Here is a 22200-nt window from a genome sequence, read left to right as displayed (position 1 = left end):
TATGGGTTCATTCAGTATCTGGCATTGGCTGATCGTCCTGGTGATCGTCGTGCTGGTGTTCGGCACCAAGAAACTGCGCAATATCGGCCAGGATCTCGGCGGTGCGGTGAAGGGCTTCAAGGACGGGATGAAGGAATCGGAGAAGTCCGACGACGTCCAGCAGAAGATCGGCGGCGAAACCATCGACGCCCCGGCGCGCGAGAAGTCCGACAAGCTGCATTCCTGAGCCTGCGTGGGTGATGGCAGCGGCAAGGGGCGCGGTGTTGGTGCGCCCCTTCGTTTTGAGGCCGTCACTGCACGCATGACCCGGCCGGCAAAGGCTCTTACATCATGTTCGATCTAGGTTTTTCTGAACTCATCGTCATCGCTGTGGTGGCGCTCGTCGTCGTCGGGCCCGAGCGCCTGCCGAAGGTTGCGCGGACCGCAGGCCATCTTCTGGGGCGACTGCAGCGCTACGTCAGCGATGTCAAGTCGGACATCCAGCGCGAGATGCAGCTCGAGGAGCTCAAGAAGTTGCAGGAGCAGGTCGAACAGCAGGCGCGCGATCTCGAATCGTCGATGCGCGGGCAGGCCCAGAGCGTGGAGGCTGATCTCGCGCGGACGGCGGCTGAGGCGAAGAGCGCTCTCGACGGACAGCTTGCGCCGAGCGCAGCGCCGGTGGCCGAGGCCACCCCGGCCGCGCCCGCCGCAATGCCGGCGGAGGGTGCGAATCTGTCGTCGCTCGATACGCAGCCCGCCGAGGCGGTCGTCGATAGCCGTCAGCTCGAACTCGGGCTCGGGCAGTCTTCCGGGCCGCTCGTGAACACAACCACGGACAAAGCATGAGCGCCGCGCAGGAAACCTTCGTTTCGCATCTCGTCGAGCTGCGCGACCGCCTGTTGCGCGCGATGCTGGCCATCCTGGTCGTATTCCTGTGCCTGATGCCCTGGGCGAGCGACATCTACGATCTGCTGGCAATGCCGATGATCAGGACGCTCCCGGCAGGGACGCACATGATCGCGACCGGCGTGGTCACGCCCTTCTTCGTGCCGGTGAAGGTGACGATGATGGCGGCCTTCGTGGTTGCGCTGCCCGTCGTCCTCTATCAGGCCTGGGCCTTCGTCGCGCCCGGCCTGTATGCGCACGAGAGGCGGTTCGGACTGCCGCTCGTGCTCGGCAGCACGATACTGTTCCTGCTCGGCATGGCGTTCTGTTACTTTTTCGTGTTCGGCACGGTGTTCAAGGTCATCGCGGAGTTTGCTCCGAAGAGCATCACACCGGCGCCGGACATCGAGCAGTACCTGTCCTTCGTGATGACGATGTTCATCGCCTTCGGCCTGACCTTCGAGGTGCCGGTGGCGGTCATCCTGCTCGCGAAGACGGGCGTGGTCAGCGTGGAGAAGCTGGTTGCGGCACGCCCCTACGTGATTGTCGGAGCCTTCATCGTCGCGGCGGTGATTACGCCCCCGGATGTCGTGTCGCAGCTGCTGCTGGCGATCCCGATGTGCCTGCTCTTCGAGGTGGGGGTGATCATTGCGCGGATTCTGGTCAAGGACCGGAGCGACGGCGGCAGCGAGTCGCTCGAGCGCATCGAGAGCAATTAAGCCCGCCTCGGCGGGCCGTGTTCAGCGTTGCACGGAGGGCGCCGGCCGGCGCCCGATTTCCACCTTCAGATCGAGTTCGCTGTCGGTGCGGCGCACGCGGAAGTTTGCGTTGTGGCCCGGCATCAGGCCGGCGACCTGCTCCAGCATGCCCTTGGGGTCGTGGACCGGCTTGCCGTCGACGCCGATGAGGATGTCGCCCGGGCGGATGCCGGCGCGCTCGGCCGGGCTGTCGCGCAGCACGCCGGCGATGAGCGCGCCCTCGGTGCCCGGAATGCCGAAGGATTCGGCGAGTTCGGGCGTGATCTCCTGGATTTCGACGCCGATCCAGCCGCGCGTGACCTGCCCTGTAGCGATGATCTGTTCGAGCACGTCGCGCGCGGTCGACGCAGGGATCGCGAAGCCGATGCCGAGCGAGCCTCCCGAGCGCGAATAGATCGCCGTGTTGATGCCGACGAGGTTGCCCTGGCTGTCGACCAGCGCGCCGCCCGAGTTGCCCGGATTGATTGCGGCGTCGGTCTGGATATAGTTTTCGAAGGTGTTGATGCCGAGCTGGCTGCGCCCGAGGGCCGAGACGATGCCCATCGTGACGGTCTGGCCGACACCGAAGGGGTTGCCGATGGCGAGGACGACGTCGCCGACCTGCAGCGCGTCCTGCCGTGCGAAGGTGATTGCGGGCAGCTTGCCGTTGCCTTGCAGGCGGAGCACCGCGAGGTCGGTCTCGGGGTCGCGGCCGACGAGGCGCGCGGGAAACTTGCGTCCGTCATTGAGTGCGATCTCGATCTCGTCGGCACCCTCGATGACGTGGTTGTTGGTCAGGATCAGTCCGTCGGGGCTCGCGATGACCCCCGAGCCCAGTCCCGATGCGCGCTGCGATGGCGCGTTCCCCTGCCGGTCGCCGAAGAAATGGCGGAAGATCGGGTCGTCGAGCAGGGGGTGGCGTGGGCGCTCGATGTCCTTGGCCGTGTAGATATGTACCACGGCGGGCATCGAGCGTCGGGCGCCGTCGGCATAGGAGTTCGGCGCGGGAACGGATGCCGCGGAGTCGGTTTCCGGGGCCTCGAGGATGGAGACGACCGCAGCCGGGGCCGCGTTCTTGAACCATTCCGGTTTCAGGGTGTTCAGTACAAACAGGACCGCGACGCTCACTGTCACGGCCTGCGCGAAGATCAGCCACAGGCGGCGCATAATGTTGCTCGAATTGGGCGGCGCTCGATGTCGCGCTCGCCAAGAGGCCCGGAAAACTGGAGTTGGAGACCGCATGCAACTCGCCGAACTGCAAGCCCATCTGGATGAACTGCTGGAAGTCCCGCGGTTCCGGGATTATTCCCCAAACGGCCTGCAAGTGGAAGGACGGGCCGAGGTGCATCGCGTGCTGTGCGGCGTCACCGCGAGCCAGGCGCTGCTCGACCGTGCCGTGGAGGAGGGGGTCGATGCCGTCATCGTGCATCACGGCTGGTTCTGGCGTGGCGAGGACGGGCGCATCACGGGTATCCGCAAGCGCCGCATCGCCAGCCTGCTGCGCCATGACATCAGTCTGCTTGCATACCATCTGCCGCTCGATGCCCATCCGCAGCTCGGCAACAACGCCCAGCTGGCGGCTGTCGCGGGTTGGGTTGGCGAGGGGCGGTTCGGAGAGCAGGATCTCGCGTGGATCGGCCGGCCCGCGCAGGTCGGTACCGCGGAGCAGCTTGCGCGTTCGCTTGCCGCCCGGCTCGGGCGCGAGCCCCTGCTGGTGGGGGACGGAACCCGGTCAGTAAGCCGCGTCGCGTGGTGTACGGGCGGCGCGCAGGGCTATTTCGAGCAGGCGATCGCGGCCGGCGCGGATCTATACGTGTCTGGGGAGATTTCCGAGCAGACGGTGCATCTCGCGCGCGAATCGGGCGTGCCCTACATCGCCGCGGGGCACCACGCGACCGAGCGCTACGGGATCCACGCGTTGGCGCAATATCTGGACCAGACTTTCGGCATCGAGGCCCGTTTCGTCGATCTCGACAATCCGGTGTAGGGCAGGACCGGGTATGGCCCGATCCGCCGCCGTTCCCGGCTTACACGAGCTGGGGCGGTGTCGCGCGGGACGCGTCGCCGTCGGGCGGCGGCGTGATCTCGGGGCGGTAGGGGCCGAGCTGGTCCTCGAGGAGCAGTTCGAGCAGCAGGATCTCGTCGATCACGCTGAGCGGGAAGCCTTCGCGGGTTCCGTCGCGGTTGTCACGCAGCAGATGCTCGAGGTAGGCCTGGCATTCGCGCGTGCCCCACATCTGCTGGACGTTCGTCGTCACGTGGGCCATCTGTTCCATCGAGTTCGTCGTCGTGCGTGCTTCGTCGAAGCTCTCCCAGGTGACGGTCTTGACGTTGAAGGTCTTGTTGAGCTGTTTGGCGAGGGCGTCGAATTCCTCGCGCAGGTCCGCGGTCCGGTACACCTCCATGAGCTTGAGCCAGGGCGTGACCGCCTTCTTCGGATTCGACGCGATGAACTCGGCGAGCGTGTCGGCCGCACCGCGGATGCGGCCGAACCCCATCATGATTTCGGCGAGCTCGATTGCCGATTCGTGCTCTTCTGCGGATTCCTCGACCGCGACGCGAGAGGTCGGGGCGAGCGGGGCAATGGGCGCTATCGGCGCTATCGATACGGGGGGCGCGAAAATGTCCTCCTCCGTCTCCCAGCCGAAGGGCGAATGCACGGGGGCGCGGCCGGAAGCGGTCGTCTCCGGCAAGTCCGGCGGTAGCACGGGGGCGGCAGGATGGGCCGCAGCGACCGGGCTGGCGGGGCGGAGGGGCGCCTTCTTCCGGGCAGGTGCGGGTCTGCGTGCCGGTTCCGTTTCGTCGGCAGCGGGCGCCTTGTCGCGGCGCTTGCGGATCCAGGCAAGGACGGCAGCGAGCGCCAGGGAGACGAATCCGACCGTCAGCGTACCCTGTTTCCAGGCTTCGGCGACGCTGTGGTCGGGCTCCGCCGGCTGCGCCTGCGGTGCCGGCGGCTCAGCATCGGCCGGCTCCGTGGCCGGCGCAACGGGCTCGGTGCGGGATGCCGCTACGGGCGTGCGGATGTGCTCGGCCATCATCCGCGACTGCACGGCTTCGAGTTGCCGGATGCGTTCGTCCAGTTCGAGCTGGGCGACGATCGTCCGGTCGATCGCCATGATCACGGATTGCTCGCGGCGCAGCTGCTCGCGTCGGGCCTCGGTCGTCGCGTCGATGCGTGCAAGGCTGCCGAGCTGCGTGCTCAGGCGCAGGCCGGATCCGGGAATCTCCGATTCGCCGCCACCGAGTTCGAGCCGGTCGCGGCTGGCGCTCGACGGCGCTGCGGCCCGGCTGGGTGCCGCTGTGGACGTCGCCACCGGTGCGTCGGCGGAGGAGGCTGCGCGCCGGTAGTGGCGCGGACGGCGCGGCGTCTCCTGCGGGGGGGCGCCCGCAGCCGTATCCCCCGATTGTGTCGAGGCTGCGGTGCCCGCGGATGCGTCGGCCGTGGAGTTGTCGGGGAAGGCCAGCAGCACCGTGTACTCGCGACGCAGGCGGCTGTCGCAAAGATCCTCGATGGCGAAGCGCAGCGCGGGGTCGAAGCTGGGCAGGCGGTGCGAAAGCACGAGCCGCACGTTCGGCCCGTGTCCGGCGAAATCGAGGCGCGCATTGCGCACCCGCGGCAGGCCGTCGGACGATGCAGGCAGGGCCGCAAGGCGCAGGCATTCACCAAGCTGCGCGGGATCGCCCTGCAGGACGGGAATCTCGATCTTCAGGGGTTCGCCGATCTTCGACAAGGGTACCGGTTCGCCGAGAACGAAGGCGCCGGACGATGTTGGCGCGAGCGCCAGCAGCGCCGTCAGGAGCAGGGGCGCGGAATCCCTCGGGTGCTGGAACTGCTGTTTTTTCATCGTCCGTTCGTAAGCTGGCGAGGCCCGGGCGTAAAGCCGTATCTTGTATCAAATCTTTGCGGGACATTGTAGCGAATCTGCATTCCCGCTGCCCGCCGGAAACAGAAGATCTTACTTCCAATATTATGACGTCTGGAATTCGCGCCGCGCAGTGGGGTGGAAAATGCTGTCGTACCGCACCGACCAGGCGCGCCTGTGGGCGCGGACATGGCCCCGATTCGCGGTAACATGCGGTTTTCCATACGTTGCCGTACGTCCGATGACGCTCTCTCCTCCCAAGTGCGCACGCAGCTCGGCGCATCTGCGCCAGATCACGGTCGAGGGCTTTCGCCGCGACGATGGCCTGCTGGAGCTCGAGGCCTGCCTGCGCGACACGAAGCCCGTCGATTATCCGCTCGCGTCGGGCGTGCGCCGCGCGGGCGACCCCGTGCACGAGATGCGCGTGCGGATCACGATAGACGACGCGTTCAATATCGTCGATGCCGAGGCGTCTTCCGACCGTGTTCCCTACGTGGGCGAGTGCGACACGATCGGTCCCGCATACGGGCGGCTTGTCGGGCTGAACCTGCTCCGCGGCTTTCGCCGCAACGTCGGGGAGATGTTCGCCGACGTGCGCGGCTGCTCGCACGTGACCGAGCTGCTGATGAGCCTGCCGACGGCGGCCATTCAGACCTACGCGACCTTCCGGCGCGACAACGAGGAGACCGTCGAAAAACCCTTCCAGCTCGACAAGTGCCACGCGCTGGAGAGTTCGCGCGAGACCGTGCGCCGCTACTACCCGAAGTGGTACCGCAAGCCCGCGTCCGACGAGTAGGCGCGGCCCGTTGCGCGGTGGGCAGGATCACGTCGGACTTGCGATTCTGCACTGCGCAATTGCGAGTATAATCCTGCGATCTTGCGATCTTCGTCCCCATTCAGGGGCTGGGTCAAGAGGTCGGGCCGGGCGACACACGACCGGTCGGGAGCGGTATGCGTCGGTCGAGGGAGACGGCGTGTGTCGTGGAGCGATGCTCCGAAGCGTCCCATCAACCTGCGCGGCGCGCCCTGCGTCGCGGCTTCGATCGAAGGGCAACCATGAAGATTCATGAGTATCAGGCAAAAGAACTACTAAGAAAGTATGGCGTCGTGACGCCGCGCGGTTTCCATACCGTGTCGGTGGATGGCGCGGTGAAGGCAGCAGAAGAGCTGGGCGGCAAGGTCTGGGTCGTGAAGGCGCAGATCCACGCCGGTGGCCGCGGCAAGGGCGGCGGCGTGAAGCTCGCGCGCTCGCTGGACGAAGTGCGTCAGTACGCGAACGACATCCTCGGCATGCAGCTGATCACGCACCAGACCGGGCCCGAAGGCCAGAAGGTGCGCAACCTGCTGATCGAGGAAGGCGCCGACATCAAGAAGGAATACTACGTTGCTGCGCTGACCGACCGCGCCACGCAGAAGGTCGCGATCATGGCCTCCTCCGAAGGCGGCATGGACATCGAGGAAGTAGCGCACAGCACGCCTGAGAAGATCCTCAAGGAATTCGTGGACCCGCTGGTCGGCCTGACCGACGCGCAGGCCGAAAACCTGGCGCGCGGCATCGGCGTGCCGGAAGCTTCGGTCGCGAAGGCGGTGGATGCGCTGAAGCGCCTGTACACCTGCTACATGGAAACCGATGCCTCGCTCGCGGAAATCAACCCGCTGATCCTCGAAGGCAACGGCAACATCAAGGCACTCGACGCCAAGTTCAACTTCGATTCGAACGCCCTCTACCGTCACCCGGAGATCGTCGATTTCCGTGACTTCGACGAAGAAGACGCGGACGAGATCGAAGCGTCGAAGTTCGACCTCGCCTACATCTCGCTCGACGGCAATATCGGCTGCCTGGTGAACGGCGCCGGTCTGGCGATGGCCACGATGGATACGATCAAGCTGTTCGGCGCCGAGCCGGCCAACTTCCTCGACGTCGGCGGCGGCGCGACGACCGAGAAGGTCACCGAAGCCTTCAAGATCATGCTCAAGAACCCCAAGGTCAAGGGCATCCTCGTGAACATCTTCGGCGGCATCATGAAGTGCGACACCATCGCCACCGGCGTGGTCGCCGCAGCCAAGGAAGTCAATCTCTCCGTCCCGCTCGTGGTGCGCATGAAGGGCACCAACGAAGACCTCGGCAAGAAGATCCTCGCCGAGTCGGGTCTGCCGATCATCGCCGCCGACACGATGGCGGAAGCTGCGACCAAGATCGTCGCGGCGGTCAAGTAAGGAGAGTTTGAATGTCCATCCTGATCAATAAAGACACCAAGGTCATCACCCAGGGCATCACGGGCAAGACCGGCCAGTTCCACACCGAGAAGTGCCAGGAATACGCGAACGGCAAGAACTGCTTCGTTGCCGGCGTGAATCCGAAGAAGGCTGGCGAGAAGATCTTCGACATCCCCATCTACGCTTCGGTGAAGGAAGCCGCAGCCGAGACCGGCGCGACCGTGTCCGTGATCTACGTGCCGCCGGCAGGTGCCGCCGATGCGATCTGGGAAGCCTGCGAGGCCGACCTGGATCTGGCGATTTGCATCACCGAAGGCATCCCCGTCCGCGACATGCTGGTCGTGCGCAACAAGATGAAGCAGAAGGTTGCCAAGGGCGGCAAGGAAACGCTGCTGCTGGGACCGAACTGCCCGGGCCTGATCACGCCGGACGAGATCAAGATCGGCATCATGCCGGGTCACATCCACCGCAAGGGCCGCATCGGTGTCGTGTCGCGTTCGGGCACGCTGACCTATGAAGCCGTCGCGCAGCTGACCGAAATCGGTCTGGGCCAGTCGTCGGCGGTCGGTATCGGCGGCGATCCGATCAACGGCCTGAAGCACATCGACGTGATGCGCATGTTCAACGACGATCCGGACACCGACGCGGTGATCATGATCGGCGAGATCGGCGGTCCGGACGAGGCGGAAGCCGCGCAGTGGTGCAAGGCCAACATGAAGAAGCCGATCGTCGGCTTCATCGCCGGCGTGACCGCGCCGGCCGGCAAGCGCATGGGCCACGCCGGTGCGCTGATCTCGGGTGGTGCCGACACCGCCGACGCCAAGCTCGCCATCATGGAAGAGTGCGGCTTCACGGTGACGCGCAACCCGTCCGAGATGGCCAAGCTGCTGAAGGCGATGCTGTAAGCGTCGTTCCTTCCGCAACAGGAAAAAGCGCCGGCTGGTCCGGCGCTTTTTTTTTCGCCGCGTTGTTCGTGAAGTGACGATTGTCTGTGTCGGGTTCGTGCCAATTGTCGCGCCGAAGTCGTCCGGTCCGGCCGACGGTGCAGGGCGAATCCCCGAAATGCCGCCGCTTGCGGGGCGAAGTTGCGGTGGATGCGGGGGTGGCATCGTCCTTGCGGTAGCAGGGCAATGCCATTCACGGGACGCAGCATCATGGTGACGATCAACGATACGACCCTGCGCGACGGGGAGCAGACGGCCGGGGTCGCCTTCACGGCGGACGAGAAGCTGGTGATCGCGCAGGCGCTGGCGGCGGCCGGGGTGCGCGAGATGGAGATCGGCGTGCCGGCGATGGGCGAGGCCGAACGCGCGGTGATCCGCGCGATCGTCGCGCTGAAGCTGCCGGCGCGGCTGATGGTGTGGTGCCGCGTGTGCGTGGCCGATCTCGACGCGGCGGCCGATTGCGGGGCCGACATCATCCATCTGGCGCTGCCGGTGTCGGACCAGCAGATCGAGCGCAAGCTGGGGCGGAGCCGTGACTGGGCGCTGGCGCAGCTGCGCGATACCTTGCGCGCGGCCCGCGAGCGCGGGCTGGTGGTGTCGGTCGGGGGCGAGGATGCGTCGCGCGCGGATCCCGACTTCCTGTGCCGCGTGCTGGAGGCCGCACAGGCCGGTGGCGCGGTGCGCTTTCGCTACGCGGATACGCTGGGCGTGCTCGACCCGTTTTCAACCCATGCGGCGATCGCACGATTGCGGGCCGAGTGCGACCTGGACGTCGAGATGCACGCGCATGACGACCTGGGGCTCGCGACCGCGAATACGCTGGCGGCCGTGAAGGCCGGCGCGACACACATCAGCACGACGGTCAACGGTCTCGGGGAGCGCGCGGGCAACGCGCCGCTCGAGGAGGCGGTGATGGCGCTGCGCCACCTGCAGGGGCTCGAGTCGGGGGTCGATACGCGGCAGCTGCCGGTGATCTCGGAGCTGGTCGCGGAGGCGTCTGGACGGCCGGTGGCGGCCAACAAGCCGATTGTCGGCGGCTGGGTGTTCACGCACGAGGCGGGGATCCACGTCGATGGGCTGGTGAAGGACGCGGGCAATTACCAGAGCTTCGATCCGGCCGAGGTCGGACGCAGCCATCGCCTGGTGCTGGGCAAGCATTCCGGCGCGGCGTCGGTCGTGAATGCGTGCAGCGAGCTGGGGCTGGAGGTCGATGCGGTGACCGCCCGCCTCGTGCTCGAGCGCGTGCGCGAGCATGCGATGCGGACCAAGAGTAGTCCCGATCTGCGCGAGTTGATGCGCTTCCACCGTGAATGCCGTGCGCTGCTTACCGAAGGAGTGATGCCGTGAGTACCCTTGTCGAAGATCTGAAGCACCTCGAAAGCGCGGAGGATTTCCTCAATTACTTTGCGATCCCCTACGACGTCGCGGTCGTGCAGGTGAGCCGCCTGCACATCCTGAAGCGCTTCCAGCAGTATCTGGCGCACACGGGCGGGGTCGAGAGCCTGCCTGCTGCGTCGGCCTTCGCGGCCTGTCGCGCGCTGCTTGCGCGGGCGCACAACGACTTCGTCGCGTCGAGCGGTATCGAGCAGAAGGTGTTCAAGGTGTTCCAGACTGCGCAGGGGGAGCACCGTGTGACGATCGAGGGGTTGCGGCGGAGCCTGGGTTCCTGAGCCGATTCGGACGACGCCTCGGCGGGCCGGATTCGCCTCGCGGACGCGGGGGCGGAGTCCGGCCCGCGTTTGTTCCGTCGATCGGAGGCGCAAGGCCCTCGCACGCACCGGCTCCGCGAGCACGGCGCTGTGTGGCGCGGTTGCGGACAGGGCGTTTCAGTCCTCGTCGCCGTCAGCGAGGTCGCGGCGCGGAACGGTTTGCGGGTCGCAGGTGATCGGGCGGTAGATCTCGACGCGGTCGCCGGCGCGCAGCGGGGCGTCGAGCTTCACGAGCCTGCTGAACACGCCGATTTTCTGCATGGCGAGGTCGATGTGGGGAAACTGCCGCAGGATGCCGGAGCGTTCGATGGCGTCGCGGACGGTCGCCTGGTCGGGGACGTCAATGGTGACCCAGGCCTGCTGGCCCGGTTCTGTGTAGGCAACGCCGACTTGCATGGGGGCTCTCCTTCGCTGGTCGTTCCGCTCACGCCGACGCGGGGCCGGGGACGGAGCAGTGGGATTCGCTGGCGCGCGCGGTCTGCCGGCGCTTGAGCTCCCACGCGCGCTTGCCGGCGAGGAGGAAGGCGAGCACGGCGAAGCCGCCGGGGGGCAGGATCATCAGCAGGGCGCCGTTCCAGGCGTCGATCTTCATCTCGAGGAAGGCGAAGTGGCTGCCGAGGAGTGCGCTGGCCTGCGCGAACACGGTGGCGCTGCCGAGGATCTCGCGGATCAGGCCGATGACGGTGAGCGCGGCGGTGAAGCCGACGCCCATCGCGAGGCCGTCGATCGCGGCGGCGGGAACGGGGTTGCGTACCGCGAAGGCTTCGGCGCGGCCGAGGATGGCGCAGTTCACGACGATCAACGCGATGAAGAGGCCGAGCACCTTGTAGAGCTCGTGCAGCCAGGCGTTGAGGACGAGGTCGATGATCGTGACGAGGGTCGCGATGAGGACGACGAACACGGGGATGCGCACCTGTGCGCTGACCACATGGCGGATCGAGGCGACGAGGATGTTGGAGACGATCAGCACCGCGGTGGTCGCGAGGCCCATGCCGAGGCCGTTGGTGGCCGAGGTCGTCACGGCCATTGCCGGGCACATCGCGAGGAGTTGGGCGAAGACGACGTTGTTGTCCCACAGGCCGTCGCGCATCAGTTTGGCGGCGTTCATGGCTGTGCTCCGAGGATTTCGTTGCGATGGGCGGCGAAGTAGTCGAGGCCGCCCTTGACGGCCTTGACCACTGCGCGCGGTGTGATGGTGGCGCCGGCAAAGCTGTCGTAGATGCCGCCGTCCTTCCTGACGGCCCATTTGTCGGCGGTGGGGTCGCCGAGCGATCTGCCACTGAAGCTCGTGATCCACGGGTTGCGGGCGATCTCGATCTTGTCGCCGAGGCCGGGCGTCTCGGTGTGCTTGAGGACGCGCACGCCCAGCACCCTGCCCGCGGGATCGACGGCCATCAGCAGGCGGATCTCGCCCGCGTAGCCGCGCTCGGAGACGTTGAAGACGGCACCGGTGACGACGCCGGCCTTGCGTGCGATGTGGATCCTGCGGGTGCTGCCGGCGGCGGGGCTGGGAAGTTCGAGGACGTCCCTGAGCAGGTCGTTGTCGGCGCTGCCGGCAGGCAGGACCTGCGCGAGCGTCATCTGCGTGTCGTGCGCCTCGGCGGCGGCGATGGGCGCGCGCGTCGCATTGTTGGCGAGCGTGAGCGCGGTGCCGGCGACGAGGGCGACGCCGCCGAGCAGCAGGGGCTGGTAGGCGAGCCGGTCGCGTAGCGCGTCGAGCGAGAAGCCGGGGGATTGGTCGGTGCCCATCATGCGCCTCCGGTGTTGTCGATCGGGGTCGGTTCGAGCGCGCGTCCGTCGCGCCGGCGGCCGAGGATGCGCGGGCGGCAGTAGCGGTCGATCACGGGGGTCAGTGCGTTCATCAGCAGCACCGCGAAGGCCATGCCCTCGGGGTAGCCGCCCCAGCTGCGGATGATCCAGGTGAGGATGCCGATGCCGAAGCCGAAGATGAGCTGGCCCGCCGGGGTGTTGGGCGAGGTGACGTAGTCGGTGGCGATGAAGAAGGCGCCGAGGAGTGCCGCGCCCGAGAGCAGGTGCTGCGTGGCCGAGAGGTAGCGCGCCGGATCCGCGGCATGCCCGACGAGGGCGGGCAGGGCGATGCCGGCGAGCACGGCCGCCGGGATATGCCAGCGGATGATGCCGCTGGCGAGGAGGTAGAGTCCGCCGGCGAGCACCAGCAGGGTACCGGTTTCGCCGAGGCTGCCGGTGCGCAGGCCGGTCCAGTCGAAGAGCGTCTGCGGGCCGCTGGCGAGGGCTTCGGGGATCGTGATGCCGCGCGCCAGTTCGGTCTTGCTGTGGCCGAGCAGCGATGCGGAGGTGACGGCGTCGGGGTGGGCCGGCGCTTCTGCGGTGATGCGCAGGCTGTCGATGAAGCCGGGGGCGTCTGCCGAGAACAGCGGCTGGGGGACGACCCACTGCGTCATCACGACGGGGAAGGAGACGAGGAGGGCGACGCGCGCGACCATCGCCGGGTTGAAGAGGTTCTGGCCGAGGCCGCCGAAGACCTGCTTGCCGACGACGATGGCGATGAAGCCGCCGAGGAGGCCGATCCAGGCCGGCGCCCAGGGCGGCAGCGACAGCGCGAGGAGCCAGCCGGTGAGCAGCGCCGAGCCGTCGCCGAGGCTGCTCGTGCGGCCCATCAGGCGTTCGCAGAAGCGCTCGGCGAGGAGGCAGGCGCCGATGGTGACGGCGAAGAGGTTGATCGCCGGCCAGCCGAACAGCCAGAAGCCGAACAGCGTCGCGGGGGCGAGCGCGAGCATCACGCGCTGCATGACCTGCGCGACGGACATGCCGCCGTGGGCGTGGGGCGAGGCGGCGAGGGTGGGCAGAGCGGGCAGGGCGCCGTCGTCGGCGGAGGTGGGAACGGGGCTCATGCCGGGGCTCCTTCGGAGTTGGATGCCGCGCTCTCGGCGGCTTCGCGGGCCTTCTGTGCCTTGCGCTCGGCGGCGCGGCGCGCGGCGGCCTCAGCCTTCTCGCGCGCTTCGCGTTCGAGGCGCTCGCTGCGCGCTTCGGCCATCCGGCGCGTCGCGTCCGTGCGCTTCTTGTCGCGCTCGTGCGCGGCGAGTTCGCCCTTCGCATGGTTGAAGGCCTGTACGAGCGGGATGCGCGAGGGGCACACCCAGGCGCAGCAACCGCAGCCGATGCAGTCGTGCAGGCCGAGGGCGACGGCGGCATCGAGGGCGGCGTTGGCGATGCGGGCGTTCATCTCGAGGGGCAGCAGGCCGACCGGACAGGCCCGGGTGCAGCTGCCGCAGCGGATGCAGGGGCCGGGTTCGTCGCGTGCGACTTCCGTGGCGGACAGCGCGAGGATGCCGCTGCAGCCCTTGACGACGGGCACCTTGGCGGAGGGCAGCAGGAGGCCCATCATCGGGCCGCCCATGACGAGGCGCGCGGGTTCGCCGCGCACCCCGCCGGCGAAGGCGAGGAGGTCTTCGACGAGAGTGCCGACGAGGACCTCGTAGTTGCCCGGCTGGGCGAGGGCTTCGCCGTTGAGCGTCATGAGGCGGCTCACCAGCGGGCGGCCGAGGTCGATGGCCTGGTGGATCGCGAAGGCCGTGCCGACGTTGTGCACGAGCACGCCGACGTCGGCCGCGCGCGATTCGGCCGGCACTTCGATGCCGGTGAGTTCGATGATGAGCTGGCGGTCCGAGCCCATCGGGTAGCGCGCGGGGACGACGCAGACCTGCACGTCCGCATGGCCGTCGACGGCGGCGCGCATCGCGGCGATCGCCTCGGGCTTGTTGTCCTCGATGCCGATACGCACTTCGCGCGCGCCGGTGGCGTGGCGCATCAGCACCGCGCCGCGGATGACGCCCCCGGCGCGCTCGCGCATCAGGCGGTCGTCGCACGACAGGTAGGGTTCGCATTCGCTGCCGTTGAGGATCAGCGTGCGGATGCGCGAGCGGTGGCCGAGACCGAGCTTCACCGAGGCGGGGAAGGTCGCGCCACCGAGGCCGACGATGCCGGCTTCGGCGACGCGGCGCGCGAGTTCCTCGGGCGCGCGGGCGAGCGGATCGGCGAGGCCTTCGAGCGGCGCCCAGCGGTCTTCCATGTCGCTACGCAGCGTGATCGCCATCATCTCGAGGCGCGAGGGGTGCGGCGCGGTGATCGGCCCGATCGCGACGATTTCGCCGGAGGTCGGCGCGTGCACCGGCGCGGAGATGTTGCCCTTGGCGGTCGCGACGCACTCGCCCTTGAGGACCTTCTGGCCGATCCGCACGATGGGCTCGGCCGCGGCGCCGACGTGTTGGGACAGCGGCAGGTACAGGAGCGGCGGGGGCGGCAGGCGGCGGATCGGCGTTTCCGAGGCCGGGCGCTTGCGCTCGTCCGGATGCACGCCCCAGGGTTCGCTGCGGGTGAGGGGGCGGAAGATCTTGTCTAAGAATCCCATGATGTGCGTTCCGGGTTCAGGCGCGGGCCGGGTTGGGCCACACCCAGTGCTGGAGCGTGAGCGGGACCGGTTTCAGTCCGATGGCTTCGGTCGGACAGCGTTCGACGCAGTTGCCGCAGCCGGTGCAGGCCTCGTGCAGCACGGCGTGGATCTGCTTGGCGCCGCCGAGGATCGCGTCGGTCGGACAGGCCTTGATGCAGCGGCAGCAGCCGATGCAGATGTCTTCGGTGACGACGGCGAGCTGCGGGCCGGCATCGGCGACCGCCGAGAGGTCGATGTCGAGTCCCAGCCTGGCGGCGATGCTCTGCGCGAGCGCCTTGCCGCCGGGCGGGCAGCAGGTGGCGGGCGCCTCGCCGCCGGCGATGGCCGCCGCGGCGCCGGCACAGCCGGGGAAGCCGCACTGGCCGCAGTTGGAACCGGGCATCAGTGCCTCGACTTCGGCGACGACGGGGTTGCCTTCGACGTGGAAACGGCGGCTCGCGAAACCGAGCAGCACGCCCAGAACGGCGCCGAGGACGGTGAGGCTGGAGACGGCAACGAGCATGGTGATGCTCCTCAGGAGATCAGGCCGGAAAAGCCCATGAAGGTGAGGCTCAGCAGGCTGATGGTGACGAATGCAGACGGCGCGCCGTCGAACGCGGCGGGCACGCGGGCGAGCGCGAGGCGTTCGCGCAGGCCGGCGAAGACCAGCAGGACCAGCGTGAAGCCGAGCGCCGAGCCGAAGCCGTACAGCACGCTCTTCATGAAGCCGAAGCTCTGCTGCACGTTGAGCAGGGCGAGTCCGAGCACGGCGCAGTTGGTCGTGATGAGCGGGAGGTAGATGCCCAGGCTCTGGTACAGCGCGGGGCTGGTCTTCTTGATGACCATCTCGACGAACTGCACCGCGGCGGCGATCACGAGGATGAAGCAGAGGATGCGCAGGAAGCCGAGTTCGAAGGGGGCGAGCAGCCAGCGGTCGAGCATCCAGCACAGCGCCGACGCCAGCGTGATGACGAAGGTGGTCGCGAGCCCCATGCCGAGGGCGGCGTCCATGCTCTTGGAGACGCCCATCACGGGACACAGGCCGAGGAACTTGACCAGCACCACGTTGTTCACGAGGGCGGTCGAGAGCAGCAGCAACAGGATTTCGGTCGTGGCAGTCATGGCTTGCGCAGTGTTTCGGTCGCGGCGGTTGCCGCTACGAGGGCGCTAGTGCATGGAGCGTGCCACGGGCTCCGGGTGGGGATGAAAGTGCCGCGGATTCAGCACCTTGTGATGCTGTACAAGCTGCCCGGCGAGCAGGCGTGACGGTGGGGCGCGGGGGGCAATCCTGACAAAGCCGACGCGGCTGTCGTCTTTGCGACAGCCCGCGCGGGATGCTCCGGGGGCGTGCTCAGCGGGCGGCGAGGACGATGTCGAAGGTGGCGGATTGCGGCGCGCCGGTTTTGCCGGGCGTGAGCGCGACCGTCAGGAATTCGCGCTCGGGCGGGGCGTAGCCGTTGCCCTCGCGGTTGTTGCCGCGGAAGTACATCTGCGTGACGAACTCGGCACGTCCCGGCTGGGCGACGCGGAAGTGGATGTGCGGCGGGCGCGTGCCGTAGTTGCCCGGCAGGATCGTGAGGAAGCTGTAACGGCCCTGGGCGTCCGTCATCGTGCGGCCGAAGCCCTGGAAGGCGGGATCGCGCGTGCGCGGATCGACGCCGGGGTGGCGGTAGCGGCCGCGCGCGTCGGCCTGCCAGATTTCGACGGCGGCGTCGGCGACCGGTTTCCCGGTAGTGTCGCGCACGGCGCCGCTGAGGCGCAGCAGTGCGCCTTCGACGCTGCTTCCCGGTGCGCCGGCGAGCTTCGTCAGGTCGGCGTCGATGTCGCCGTTCCAGTCGAGCGGGTAGAAGGGGCCGATGTCATCCTCGGGCGTAGGGCGCAGGGTGGCGGCGCCGGCCGGAACCGCGGTCGTCGCCAGCCCCAGCGGCAGGAAGGGGAGGCCGCCCAGCCAGCGCAGGATGCGGCGGCGGAGCGTGCCGCGGGTCGTGTCGGGATTGGGGGAGGGGGTGTGCATCGAGTCGTCCTGTCGGGGCGGGCGAATGTTCGATGGCTTTACGGTCCGCGGGTTCCGTACGACGTCGCGCTTCGCTTGTCACAAACCCGACATTCGCGACGCGGCCTGCGAAGGCCGTTCTGAGCATGGTTTGCATTTGTTTTCAGTGGCTTGAGTGATCTCGTCGGGCGTGGCACCGTCCTTGCGATAAGCCGCGTGAGCCTCGCCGCGTCGTCGTCGCGACGGCGCGGGGAATCGGATCCCATCCCGTCATCAAGGAGCCCACCATGGCCATGAAGATCATCGCCGACGAATGCACCGCCTGCGGCGACTGCAAGCCCGCCTGTCCGACCAAGTCGATCACCGAGAAGGGCGGCGTCTTCCGTATCACCGTCGACACCTGTACGGAGTGCGACGGCGATGCCGATTCGCCGCAATGCCTGGCGGTGTGCCCGGCCGGCGAGAACTGCATCGTCTATCTGTGATGCGCGTGCAAACCGCGGCCGGGCGCGCCTCGTCCGGCCATCCGGGAAGGAGCTCCGCATGAATGCGCCCACTGCCTGGGGCGAGCGCTGCCGCCAGCTCGCCGAGCCCGTCGTCGAAGCCTGCTCCGTGACCCCCGCCGCCGCGGGGCCGGCGGCGCTCGCGCATGCGATTCGTAAGCACCTGCCCGACTGGCCGTTCCGCGAGGTGCTGTGCCGCGGCGGCTGGTACCGGTTGGGGGGCGTGATGGACGCGGACGGCGTGCGCGTCTCCGACAATCTCGAGCAATGGGCAGTCGCGGAACTGGAGGCGCGCGACGGCGAGCTCGGCGCGCTGCTCGACGACTACGGGGGCTCGACGCTGCGTGCGACCCACCTGCGTGGCCGCACGCATTACTTCGCGGCTGCGGCGCCGGGGCGGGCGAGCACGGATTTCGTCCAGCTGGAGGTCGAGGCGCTGCAGGAGACCTGGGCGTCGCCGCTGTTCCGCGACGGAGCTGCACCCGGGACGCTGGACGAACTGATCGACGCGCCCTGCGGCGGCGAGGCGTGCGCGGGCGAGCATGGGCCGCGCTGCGGCACGCCCGTCGAGGCCGCGCACTACCGCTTCCGCCGCCTCACGCATGTCGGCGATCTGCTCGCGCGCATGCGCACGCAGGCGCTCGAACCGCAGCCCATCCACCGCTTCGTCGCGGACTGGGATGCCTCCAGCGCGGGGCCGGCGACCGCCTTCTGCAACCACTGGGCGATCGCGCTGCGCGAGCATCTGGACCGCTTCCGGCAGACCCTCGTGCGTGCGACGCCCATCCCCGCGCTGACCGGCGAGGCCCCGCGCTTCGGCGCGCGCGAGGGCGCGAGTGGGTTGTCGCTGCACGCGGCGCTGCTCGCCTTCGACCGCGCCGTCGGTTATCCGATGGCGTGGTACTTCGGCATGCTCGCCGGCAAGGCGGTGGGGCACTGGGTGCCGGCCGCGGTCGCGTCCGACGCGGCGGCGGGGTTTTCCTATCTTCCCGAGCGCGATCTGGCGGTGGTGCGACAGTGGCTGCACCGGCCCTACGCGTTCTGAACGGAGGCCTGTTGCGATGTCCGGTGTGCTGACGCATGAGGGCGTGGTCCGGTCGGTCGAGGGGGGCAGGGCTCTCGTCGCGGTGCCGGTGCAGGGCTGTTCGAGCTGCGGCGAGCGTAGCCGTTGCGGCGTCGGCAAGCTCGCGGGCGGCGCCAAGGTGTCGCTCGTGACGGTGCCCGCATGCGACGGCCTTGCGCCGGGCGATGCGGTGACGCTCGCGGCCGACCCGGATGCGATCAACCGTGCGGCGCTCCTGGGCTACCTGTTGCCGGCGCTGCTGATCGTCGCCGGCGCGGTCGGCGGCGACCGGCTCGCGCACACCGACGTCGCCGCGGTGCTGGGCGCGTTCGGCGGCCTCGTGCTGGGCGTGCTCGTCACGCGGATGTTCCGCGCCGCGTCGGTGCCGCTCGAGCTGCTGCGGCGCGGCCGAGCGGGAGACTGATGCTCAGGCGAAGGCGAGCAGCGGCAGATCCTCGCTGCCGAAGCATTCGCCGTGGTGGGCGCACACGCCGCAGGACGGCGCGCGGCAGGCGCTGATGCCGACCTCTTCGCACAGCTGCTTGTAGAAGAACTTCTTCCAGCGCATGCCGTTCACGTTTCGTCCGGCGAGGCGCGGGAAGTGCTCGTGCAGTAGCGCGGACAACTCGGCGCGCGAAGGCAGGCCGAGGTCGTGCCACAGGTGGTCCTCGCCCATGCAGGCGCGCGCGACGCATTCGGCCAGCGCGACCACGTCGGCGCTGCGCCCCGCGGCGCCCTGCAGCAGCAGGCGGCGCACGTCCTCGTACTCGTCGTGGCGCGCGCCGGCGGCGAACAGGCTGCCGCCGGGCTTCCAGCGCGCGGCTATCATCGCGAGGTATGCGGCGGCGGGGCGCATGTTACATCGCCTTCGGCGCATAGGAGATGCAGCGCCGCGCACAGTTGTTGTTGCACGACTCGCAGCCGACGCAGCTCTCCGGGTGCGCGATGTGCATCACCTTCTTCTCGTATTCCTCGTCTTCGTCCTCGATCGCGAACATCTCGCCATCGTCGTCGACGGCCATGAGCTGCAGTACCTCGCGCGCACAGGTCTTGAAGCAGCGGCCGCAGCCGATGCACTTGTCCTGGTTGATCGCGGCGATGAAGTTGGGCGTCCAGGCGACGCCCGAGGGCAGGGTGACGGTGAAGTGGGACATGGCTGCTCCGTGAAAGGGTAATCGGGATCCGGCGCTCAACCGGCGGCGGCCAGCCGGGTACGCGCTTCGGCGAGCTTCGCGTAGGCCTCGAAAGTCTTCTGCGCCTGCTCGGGGATGCGCTCCCAGCCAATCGGCAGTTCCTCGGACAGGTCGTGCAGGTCCATCTTGGCCTGGGTCGCCTGCGCGTTGAGCTTCTTCACCAGCGCTTTCAGTTCATCACTCGTCATCGATGTTCACCTCAGAAATTCGCGATCTCGGGGAAGCGGCCGATGAGCTCCGCCGCCTCGCCGACGATGCGGTCGCCGGCTTCGGCGAGCGCCTGCAGCGTGTCGAAGCCGAAGCGGTGGATGTCGCGGTGGTATTTCGAGAACACGATCAGGCGCCCCGTCGTCAGCATCGCGCGGCCGAAGCCTTCGTGGTTGAGCTTGATCGTCGGTGTCGCGATGAGCCCCGTGCGGCGCTCGATCGCGAGGCCGGCGGCGTTGTAGAACAGTTCCACCCGCGCCATCACCTCCGGGCCCGGATCGTCGATGATGGAGATCAGCTTGCGCGCGGCCTTGTCGACGACGAAGGGCTTGAGGATGTCGGCATCGCTCTTGTGCTCGCGCCGGCCGAAGGTGTCCTGGGCGCGGATCAGCTTGACCAGCTCCGCGAGGAAGGGCGATGCGGCGATGACGACGGCCGCCTCGTCGGGGGCGAGGGCGTCAGGCATGTTCGGCCTCGCTCGCGGCGTCATGCTCCGCATCGAAATCGAAGCTGCGCTCGCGGCCCTTCAGCAGCACCTTGCGTAGCCACGGCGGCGGCGTGCCCTTGAGCACCTCCTGCAGGCGCTCGATGATCGTCGCGATCGGCTGCGGGTTCGCCACCTTCACCGGATGCACGCGCAGGTTCACGACCTTGGCCGCCGCCGAGCCGCCGATCGCCGCCACGTACAGCATCGCGCAATCGCGCACCGCGTCGAGCTTGGGCACGAGCTTGTCCTCGGTGCCGTCCTCGGCGAGATCGCCGGCGAACTCGACGACTTCGACCAGCCGGCTTGCGTCCGGCTGCACTTCGTAGATCGCGATCTTCTTCGCCCAGCCGAAGTGGGCGTCCACGTCGATCAGGTTCTCCGTTGCAAAGGCGACTTTCATGCCGAGTTCTCCCAATGGCGAATCAGTGACCAGCGCGAGCCGGCGCATCCACGGCCGGCGCGGGGCCGGCTCGGTGGAGGTCGGGCCGCAGGCTGGCGGGGGTGACGTGCTGTTCATGCGCGTGCAGTTGCTCCATGAAGACATTGCCCACCTCGAAGATCAGATCGCGCGTGCCGCGATAGCCGACCGAAACCTTGTGCGCGACGCCCAGTCGGTCGAAGGTCGGCAAGCCGGCGCGCCAGAAGGGGATGCCCAGTCGCGCCGCGGCCTGGCGGCCGTGCGAATGGGTGACCAGCAGGTCGCAGCCGGCGGCGTGCTCCTCGAAATCGCCCAGGTCGCCGATGCGCACCGTCTCCGCCGCCACGCGCGCGAGCACCGGCGCGTCCTGCGGCGCGATCGCGCAGCTCACCGTTGCCCCCATGTCGGCGAAAAAGTGCGACAGCGCGAACAGCAGGTCCGGCTCTGCGGCGATCGCGACCTTCTGCTCGCCGAAGTAGAAATGGCCGTCGAGCATCGCGTCCTGCAGCTGGCTGCGCTGGCGGCGGTATTTCAGCGGCACGTCCTGTTCGGACAGGTCGGACAGCAGCGCGATGAAGGCATCGCAGGCGGCAAGCCCGGTGAGGCGCTCGAACACGCGGAAGGGCACGCCGGCTTTCTTCTCCAGCAGCGCCGCGGCCGGGCGCATCTGCTCGCCGATCGCGATCGTGATCGCCGAGGCGCCCATGCGCTTCACGTCCGCGAGGCGCGTGCCGCCCAGCGTGTGCGGCAGGAAGGTCTCCGGGATGTGGCCGTCGAGCGAGCCCGAGAGGTCCGGCAGCACGATGGGCGTGAGGCCGAAGGCTTCGACCGTCTCGCGGATCTCCTCGATGTCGCCCGGCGTCAGGTGGCAACCGGCGAGGATGTTCACCTGCCACGGCGTGCGCACCTTGGTCGGCGGCACCAGGGCGTCGACCATCGCGCTGACGGCTTTCGCCCAGCCATCGGAGAAGCCGCCGACGAAGTCCGGCGTCGAGGTGTAGACGACCTCCGTGCCGGCGAGCTCCGGATGCTTGTCGCGGATCAGCTTCAGGAAGCCCGCGACGTCGTCGCCCTTGGCCTCGGTGATGCCGGTCGAGCAGATCCCGATCAGCGCCGGGTTGGCGCGCTTCTTGATGTTCAGCAGCGCCTGCTCGATGTTCTCCAGGCCGCCGAGGATGGTCGTGACCTCGTTCATCGCGGTCGTCTGCAGCGGAATCGTCTCGCGGAAGTGGCGCACGAACAGCACCAGCCCGAAGGCCGTGCAGCCCTGCGAGCCGTGCAGCAAGGGCAGCGCGCGGTCCATGCCGAGGAAGGCCAGCGCGGCGCCTATCGGTGCGCTCATCTTCAGCGGGTTCGTCGTGCAGGCTTTCCTGCCGGGAATGATCGTGGCCATGATGCGTGCTCGAAAGGGTACGAGCACTGCACAGCAGGAACGGTGCCAGAGGTACATACTCCCGCAAAAACAGGCACATGGCCGCGGCGCCGGATCGTGCGGGAACGGCTTTGGCGGATGTCCGACACGAACCTGTCGCAAGCGCCACACAACCCGTGCAGCGCGGCTGCAGGCCGTTCCGGGCGGCAATCCCGCACG

Annotated in this window: 28 protein-coding genes; 12 read left to right on the top strand and 16 right to left on the bottom strand. The window is 68.2% G+C overall.

Annotated elements, in window-relative coordinates:
* Window position 1 precedes the first annotated feature (1 nt).
* From tatA to tatC, 3 genes are all read left to right on the top strand, one after another.
* A complete protein-coding gene (gene tatA / locus F464_RS0107075) occupies window positions 2–226 on the top strand; it encodes a Sec-independent protein translocase subunit TatA (protein ID WP_018989093.1) in 225 nt (74 codons plus the stop codon).
* 104 nt (window positions 227–330) lie between these two features.
* Entirely contained in the window at window positions 331–825 is a 495-nt protein-coding gene (gene tatB / locus F464_RS0107070) for a Sec-independent protein translocase protein TatB (RefSeq protein ID WP_018989092.1), read from the top strand.
* Entirely contained in the window at window positions 822–1583 is a 762-nt protein-coding gene (gene tatC, locus F464_RS27985; RefSeq protein ID WP_018989091.1) for a twin-arginine translocase subunit TatC, read from the top strand. Before tatB ends, tatC begins: the two co-directional genes overlap by 4 nt.
* A gap of 21 nt (window positions 1584–1604) precedes the next feature.
* Here tatC and F464_RS0107060 read toward each other — a convergent pair whose 3' ends face one another.
* Complete coding sequence (locus F464_RS0107060; protein WP_018989090.1) at window positions 1605–2768, bottom strand: Do family serine endopeptidase; 1164 nt, start codon at window positions 2766–2768, stop codon at window positions 1605–1607.
* 73 nt (window positions 2769–2841) lie between these two features.
* Between F464_RS0107060 and F464_RS0107055 the strand changes: the two genes are divergently transcribed.
* A complete protein-coding gene (locus F464_RS0107055; protein ID WP_018989089.1) occupies window positions 2842–3588 on the top strand; it encodes a Nif3-like dinuclear metal center hexameric protein in 747 nt (248 codons plus the stop codon).
* A 40-nt stretch (window positions 3589–3628) separates the two neighbouring features.
* Here F464_RS0107055 and F464_RS0107050 read toward each other — a convergent pair whose 3' ends face one another.
* Window positions 3629–5446 (bottom strand): type IV pilus assembly protein FimV, encoded by a 1818-nt coding sequence (locus tag F464_RS0107050; RefSeq protein ID WP_018989088.1) that lies wholly within the window; start codon window positions 5444–5446, stop codon window positions 3629–3631.
* 259 nt (window positions 5447–5705) lie between these two features.
* Between F464_RS0107050 and F464_RS0107045 the strand changes: the two genes are divergently transcribed.
* The 5 genes from F464_RS0107045 (at window position 5706) to nifW (ending at window position 10295) form a co-directional block, all read left to right on the top strand.
* Window positions 5706–6260, top strand: coding sequence for a DUF2889 domain-containing protein (locus F464_RS0107045; RefSeq protein ID WP_026295822.1), 555 nt, complete (start codon window positions 5706–5708; stop codon window positions 6258–6260).
* Between the two features lie 260 nt (window positions 6261–6520).
* Window positions 6521–7681 (top strand): ADP-forming succinate--CoA ligase subunit beta, encoded by a 1161-nt coding sequence (gene sucC / locus F464_RS0107040; protein WP_026295821.1) that lies wholly within the window; start codon window positions 6521–6523, stop codon window positions 7679–7681.
* A gap of 11 nt (window positions 7682–7692) precedes the next feature.
* The gene (gene sucD, locus F464_RS0107035) at window positions 7693–8586 is read left to right on the top strand and encodes a succinate--CoA ligase subunit alpha (RefSeq protein WP_018989085.1); all 894 of its coding nucleotides are present in this window, start codon (window positions 7693–7695) and stop codon (window positions 8584–8586) included.
* Between the two features lie 225 nt (window positions 8587–8811).
* The gene (gene nifV / locus F464_RS0107030) at window positions 8812–9972 is read left to right on the top strand and encodes a homocitrate synthase (protein WP_018989084.1); all 1161 of its coding nucleotides are present in this window, start codon (window positions 8812–8814) and stop codon (window positions 9970–9972) included.
* Window positions 9969–10295, top strand: a complete 327-nt coding sequence (gene nifW, locus F464_RS0107025) for a nitrogenase-stabilizing/protective protein NifW (RefSeq protein ID WP_018989083.1) — start codon at window positions 9969–9971, stop codon at window positions 10293–10295. Before nifV ends, nifW begins: the two co-directional genes overlap by 4 nt.
* Before the next feature lie 156 nt (window positions 10296–10451).
* On the opposite strand, the gene F464_RS0107020 is transcribed toward nifW, so the two are convergent.
* The 8 genes from F464_RS0107020 to F464_RS0106985 all read right to left on the bottom strand — a co-directional run bounded on the left by F464_RS0107020 (window position 10452) and on the right by F464_RS0106985 (window position 16759).
* A complete protein-coding gene (locus tag F464_RS0107020) occupies window positions 10452–10730 on the bottom strand; it encodes an RnfH family protein (RefSeq protein WP_018989082.1) in 279 nt (92 codons plus the stop codon).
* A 28-nt stretch (window positions 10731–10758) separates the two neighbouring features.
* Window positions 10759–11442, bottom strand: coding sequence for an electron transport complex subunit E (locus F464_RS0107015; RefSeq protein ID WP_018989081.1), 684 nt, complete (start codon window positions 11440–11442; stop codon window positions 10759–10761).
* Window positions 11439–12086, bottom strand: a complete 648-nt coding sequence (gene rsxG / locus F464_RS0107010; RefSeq protein ID WP_026295820.1) for an electron transport complex subunit RsxG — start codon at window positions 12084–12086, stop codon at window positions 11439–11441. Before rsxG ends, F464_RS0107015 begins: the two co-directional genes overlap by 4 nt.
* Complete coding sequence (locus F464_RS0107005) at window positions 12083–13207, bottom strand: RnfABCDGE type electron transport complex subunit D (protein ID WP_018989079.1); 1125 nt, start codon at window positions 13205–13207, stop codon at window positions 12083–12085. Before F464_RS0107005 ends, rsxG begins: the two co-directional genes overlap by 4 nt.
* The gene (rsxC, locus tag F464_RS0107000; RefSeq protein ID WP_018989078.1) at window positions 13204–14724 is read right to left on the bottom strand and encodes an electron transport complex subunit RsxC; all 1521 of its coding nucleotides are present in this window, start codon (window positions 14722–14724) and stop codon (window positions 13204–13206) included. Before rsxC ends, F464_RS0107005 begins: the two co-directional genes overlap by 4 nt.
* Before the next feature lie 16 nt (window positions 14725–14740).
* Window positions 14741–15268 (bottom strand): RnfABCDGE type electron transport complex subunit B, encoded by a 528-nt coding sequence (locus F464_RS0106995; RefSeq protein WP_018989077.1) that lies wholly within the window; start codon window positions 15266–15268, stop codon window positions 14741–14743.
* An 11-nt stretch (window positions 15269–15279) separates the two neighbouring features.
* Complete coding sequence (gene rsxA, locus F464_RS0106990; protein WP_018989076.1) at window positions 15280–15867, bottom strand: electron transport complex subunit RsxA; 588 nt, start codon at window positions 15865–15867, stop codon at window positions 15280–15282.
* A gap of 229 nt (window positions 15868–16096) precedes the next feature.
* Window positions 16097–16759 (bottom strand): dioxygenase family protein, encoded by a 663-nt coding sequence (locus F464_RS0106985; RefSeq protein ID WP_018989075.1) that lies wholly within the window; start codon window positions 16757–16759, stop codon window positions 16097–16099.
* A 266-nt stretch (window positions 16760–17025) separates the two neighbouring features.
* Here F464_RS0106985 and F464_RS0106980 point away from each other — a divergent pair, with 266 nt between their 5' ends.
* From F464_RS0106980 to F464_RS0106970, 3 genes are read left to right on the top strand one after another with little or no spacing between them, the layout of a single operon-like run.
* The gene (locus tag F464_RS0106980; protein WP_018989074.1) at window positions 17026–17223 is read left to right on the top strand and encodes a 4Fe-4S dicluster domain-containing protein; all 198 of its coding nucleotides are present in this window, start codon (window positions 17026–17028) and stop codon (window positions 17221–17223) included.
* A 58-nt stretch (window positions 17224–17281) separates the two neighbouring features.
* Entirely contained in the window at window positions 17282–18286 is a 1005-nt protein-coding gene (locus tag F464_RS0106975; RefSeq protein ID WP_018989073.1) for a hypothetical protein, read from the top strand.
* Window positions 18287–18302: 16 nt separating this feature from the next.
* A complete protein-coding gene (locus F464_RS0106970; RefSeq protein WP_018989072.1) occupies window positions 18303–18728 on the top strand; it encodes a SoxR reducing system RseC family protein in 426 nt (141 codons plus the stop codon).
* A 3-nt stretch (window positions 18729–18731) separates the two neighbouring features.
* On the opposite strand, the gene F464_RS0106965 is transcribed toward F464_RS0106970, so the two are convergent.
* Genes F464_RS0106965 through nifN form a run of 6 tightly spaced genes read right to left on the bottom strand, consistent with a single transcriptional unit; the run spans window position 18732 to window position 22002 of the window.
* Window positions 18732–19160, bottom strand: coding sequence for a nitrogen fixation protein NifQ (locus F464_RS0106965; RefSeq protein ID WP_018989071.1), 429 nt, complete (start codon window positions 19158–19160; stop codon window positions 18732–18734).
* Window position 19161: 1 nt separating this feature from the next.
* The gene (gene fdxB / locus F464_RS0106960; protein WP_018989070.1) at window positions 19162–19458 is read right to left on the bottom strand and encodes a ferredoxin III, nif-specific; all 297 of its coding nucleotides are present in this window, start codon (window positions 19456–19458) and stop codon (window positions 19162–19164) included.
* A 35-nt stretch (window positions 19459–19493) separates the two neighbouring features.
* Complete coding sequence (locus F464_RS0106955) at window positions 19494–19685, bottom strand: CCE_0567 family metalloprotein (RefSeq protein ID WP_018989069.1); 192 nt, start codon at window positions 19683–19685, stop codon at window positions 19494–19496.
* A gap of 11 nt (window positions 19686–19696) precedes the next feature.
* A complete protein-coding gene (locus tag F464_RS0106950) occupies window positions 19697–20170 on the bottom strand; it encodes a NifX-associated nitrogen fixation protein (protein WP_018989068.1) in 474 nt (157 codons plus the stop codon).
* Window positions 20163–20591, bottom strand: a complete 429-nt coding sequence (gene nifX / locus F464_RS0106945) for a nitrogen fixation protein NifX (RefSeq protein ID WP_018989067.1) — start codon at window positions 20589–20591, stop codon at window positions 20163–20165. Before nifX ends, F464_RS0106950 begins: the two co-directional genes overlap by 8 nt.
* 22 nt (window positions 20592–20613) lie before the next feature.
* Window positions 20614–22002: a nitrogenase iron-molybdenum cofactor biosynthesis protein NifN gene (gene nifN, locus F464_RS0106940; protein WP_018989066.1), complete on the bottom strand. Its 1389-nt coding sequence runs from the start codon at window positions 22000–22002 to the stop codon at window positions 20614–20616.
* Window positions 22003–22200 lie beyond the last annotated feature (198 nt).

This window comes from Aromatoleum toluclasticum ATCC 700605 (genome assembly GCF_000378245.1).
GTDB classification, from domain to species: domain Bacteria; phylum Pseudomonadota; class Gammaproteobacteria; order Burkholderiales; family Rhodocyclaceae; genus Aromatoleum; species Aromatoleum toluclasticum.
The sequence above is the reverse complement of the archived record's forward strand: the minus strand, read 5'-3'. Positions and strand labels throughout refer to the sequence as shown.

Excerpts from the sequence above, each read along its gene's own strand:
- F464_RS0106955 (WP_018989069.1), bottom strand. The coding sequence starts at position 19,685 with ATGACGAGTGATGAACTGAAAGCGCTGGTGAAGAAGCTCAACGCGCAG.
- tatA (WP_018989093.1), top strand. The coding sequence starts at position 2 with ATGGGTTCATTCAGTATCTGGCATTGGCTGATCGTCCTGGTGATCGTC.
- F464_RS0107020 (WP_018989082.1), bottom strand. The coding sequence starts at position 10,730 with ATGCAAGTCGGCGTTGCCTACACAGAACCGGGCCAGCAGGCCTGGGTC.
- tatC (WP_018989091.1), top strand. The coding sequence starts at position 822 with ATGAGCGCCGCGCAGGAAACCTTCGTTTCGCATCTCGTCGAGCTGCGC.
- rsxC (WP_018989078.1), bottom strand. The coding sequence starts at position 14,724 with ATGGGATTCTTAGACAAGATCTTCCGCCCCCTCACCCGCAGCGAACCC.
- nifV (WP_018989084.1), top strand. The coding sequence starts at position 8,812 with ATGCCATTCACGGGACGCAGCATCATGGTGACGATCAACGATACGACC.
- F464_RS0107045 (WP_026295822.1), top strand. The coding sequence starts at position 5,706 with ATGACGCTCTCTCCTCCCAAGTGCGCACGCAGCTCGGCGCATCTGCGC.
- nifX (WP_018989067.1), bottom strand. The coding sequence starts at position 20,591 with ATGAAAGTCGCCTTTGCAACGGAGAACCTGATCGACGTGGACGCCCAC.
- fdxB (WP_018989070.1), bottom strand. The coding sequence starts at position 19,458 with ATGTCCCACTTCACCGTCACCCTGCCCTCGGGCGTCGCCTGGACGCCC.
- F464_RS0107060 (WP_018989090.1), bottom strand. The coding sequence starts at position 2,768 with ATGCGCCGCCTGTGGCTGATCTTCGCGCAGGCCGTGACAGTGAGCGTC.
- rsxG (WP_026295820.1), bottom strand. The coding sequence starts at position 12,086 with ATGATGGGCACCGACCAATCCCCCGGCTTCTCGCTCGACGCGCTACGC.
- F464_RS0107055 (WP_018989089.1), top strand. The coding sequence starts at position 2,842 with ATGCAACTCGCCGAACTGCAAGCCCATCTGGATGAACTGCTGGAAGTC.
- F464_RS0107015 (WP_018989081.1), bottom strand. The coding sequence starts at position 11,442 with ATGAACGCCGCCAAACTGATGCGCGACGGCCTGTGGGACAACAACGTC.
- rsxA (WP_018989076.1), bottom strand. The coding sequence starts at position 15,867 with ATGACTGCCACGACCGAAATCCTGTTGCTGCTGCTCTCGACCGCCCTC.
- tatB (WP_018989092.1), top strand. The coding sequence starts at position 331 with ATGTTCGATCTAGGTTTTTCTGAACTCATCGTCATCGCTGTGGTGGCG.
- F464_RS0106980 (WP_018989074.1), top strand. The coding sequence starts at position 17,026 with ATGGCCATGAAGATCATCGCCGACGAATGCACCGCCTGCGGCGACTGC.
- F464_RS0106985 (WP_018989075.1), bottom strand. The coding sequence starts at position 16,759 with ATGCACACCCCCTCCCCCAATCCCGACACGACCCGCGGCACGCTCCGC.
- sucD (WP_018989085.1), top strand. The coding sequence starts at position 7,693 with ATGTCCATCCTGATCAATAAAGACACCAAGGTCATCACCCAGGGCATC.
- F464_RS0106950 (WP_018989068.1), bottom strand. The coding sequence starts at position 20,170 with ATGCCTGACGCCCTCGCCCCCGACGAGGCGGCCGTCGTCATCGCCGCA.
- sucC (WP_026295821.1), top strand. The coding sequence starts at position 6,521 with ATGAAGATTCATGAGTATCAGGCAAAAGAACTACTAAGAAAGTATGGC.
- nifN (WP_018989066.1), bottom strand. The coding sequence starts at position 22,002 with ATGGCCACGATCATTCCCGGCAGGAAAGCCTGCACGACGAACCCGCTG.
- F464_RS0106970 (WP_018989072.1), top strand. The coding sequence starts at position 18,303 with ATGTCCGGTGTGCTGACGCATGAGGGCGTGGTCCGGTCGGTCGAGGGG.
- F464_RS0106965 (WP_018989071.1), bottom strand. The coding sequence starts at position 19,160 with ATGCGCCCCGCCGCCGCATACCTCGCGATGATAGCCGCGCGCTGGAAG.
- F464_RS0106995 (WP_018989077.1), bottom strand. The coding sequence starts at position 15,268 with ATGCTCGTTGCCGTCTCCAGCCTCACCGTCCTCGGCGCCGTTCTGGGC.
- F464_RS0106975 (WP_018989073.1), top strand. The coding sequence starts at position 17,282 with ATGAATGCGCCCACTGCCTGGGGCGAGCGCTGCCGCCAGCTCGCCGAG.
- F464_RS0107050 (WP_018989088.1), bottom strand. The coding sequence starts at position 5,446 with ATGAAAAAACAGCAGTTCCAGCACCCGAGGGATTCCGCGCCCCTGCTC.
- F464_RS0107005 (WP_018989079.1), bottom strand. The coding sequence starts at position 13,207 with ATGAGCCCCGTTCCCACCTCCGCCGACGACGGCGCCCTGCCCGCTCTG.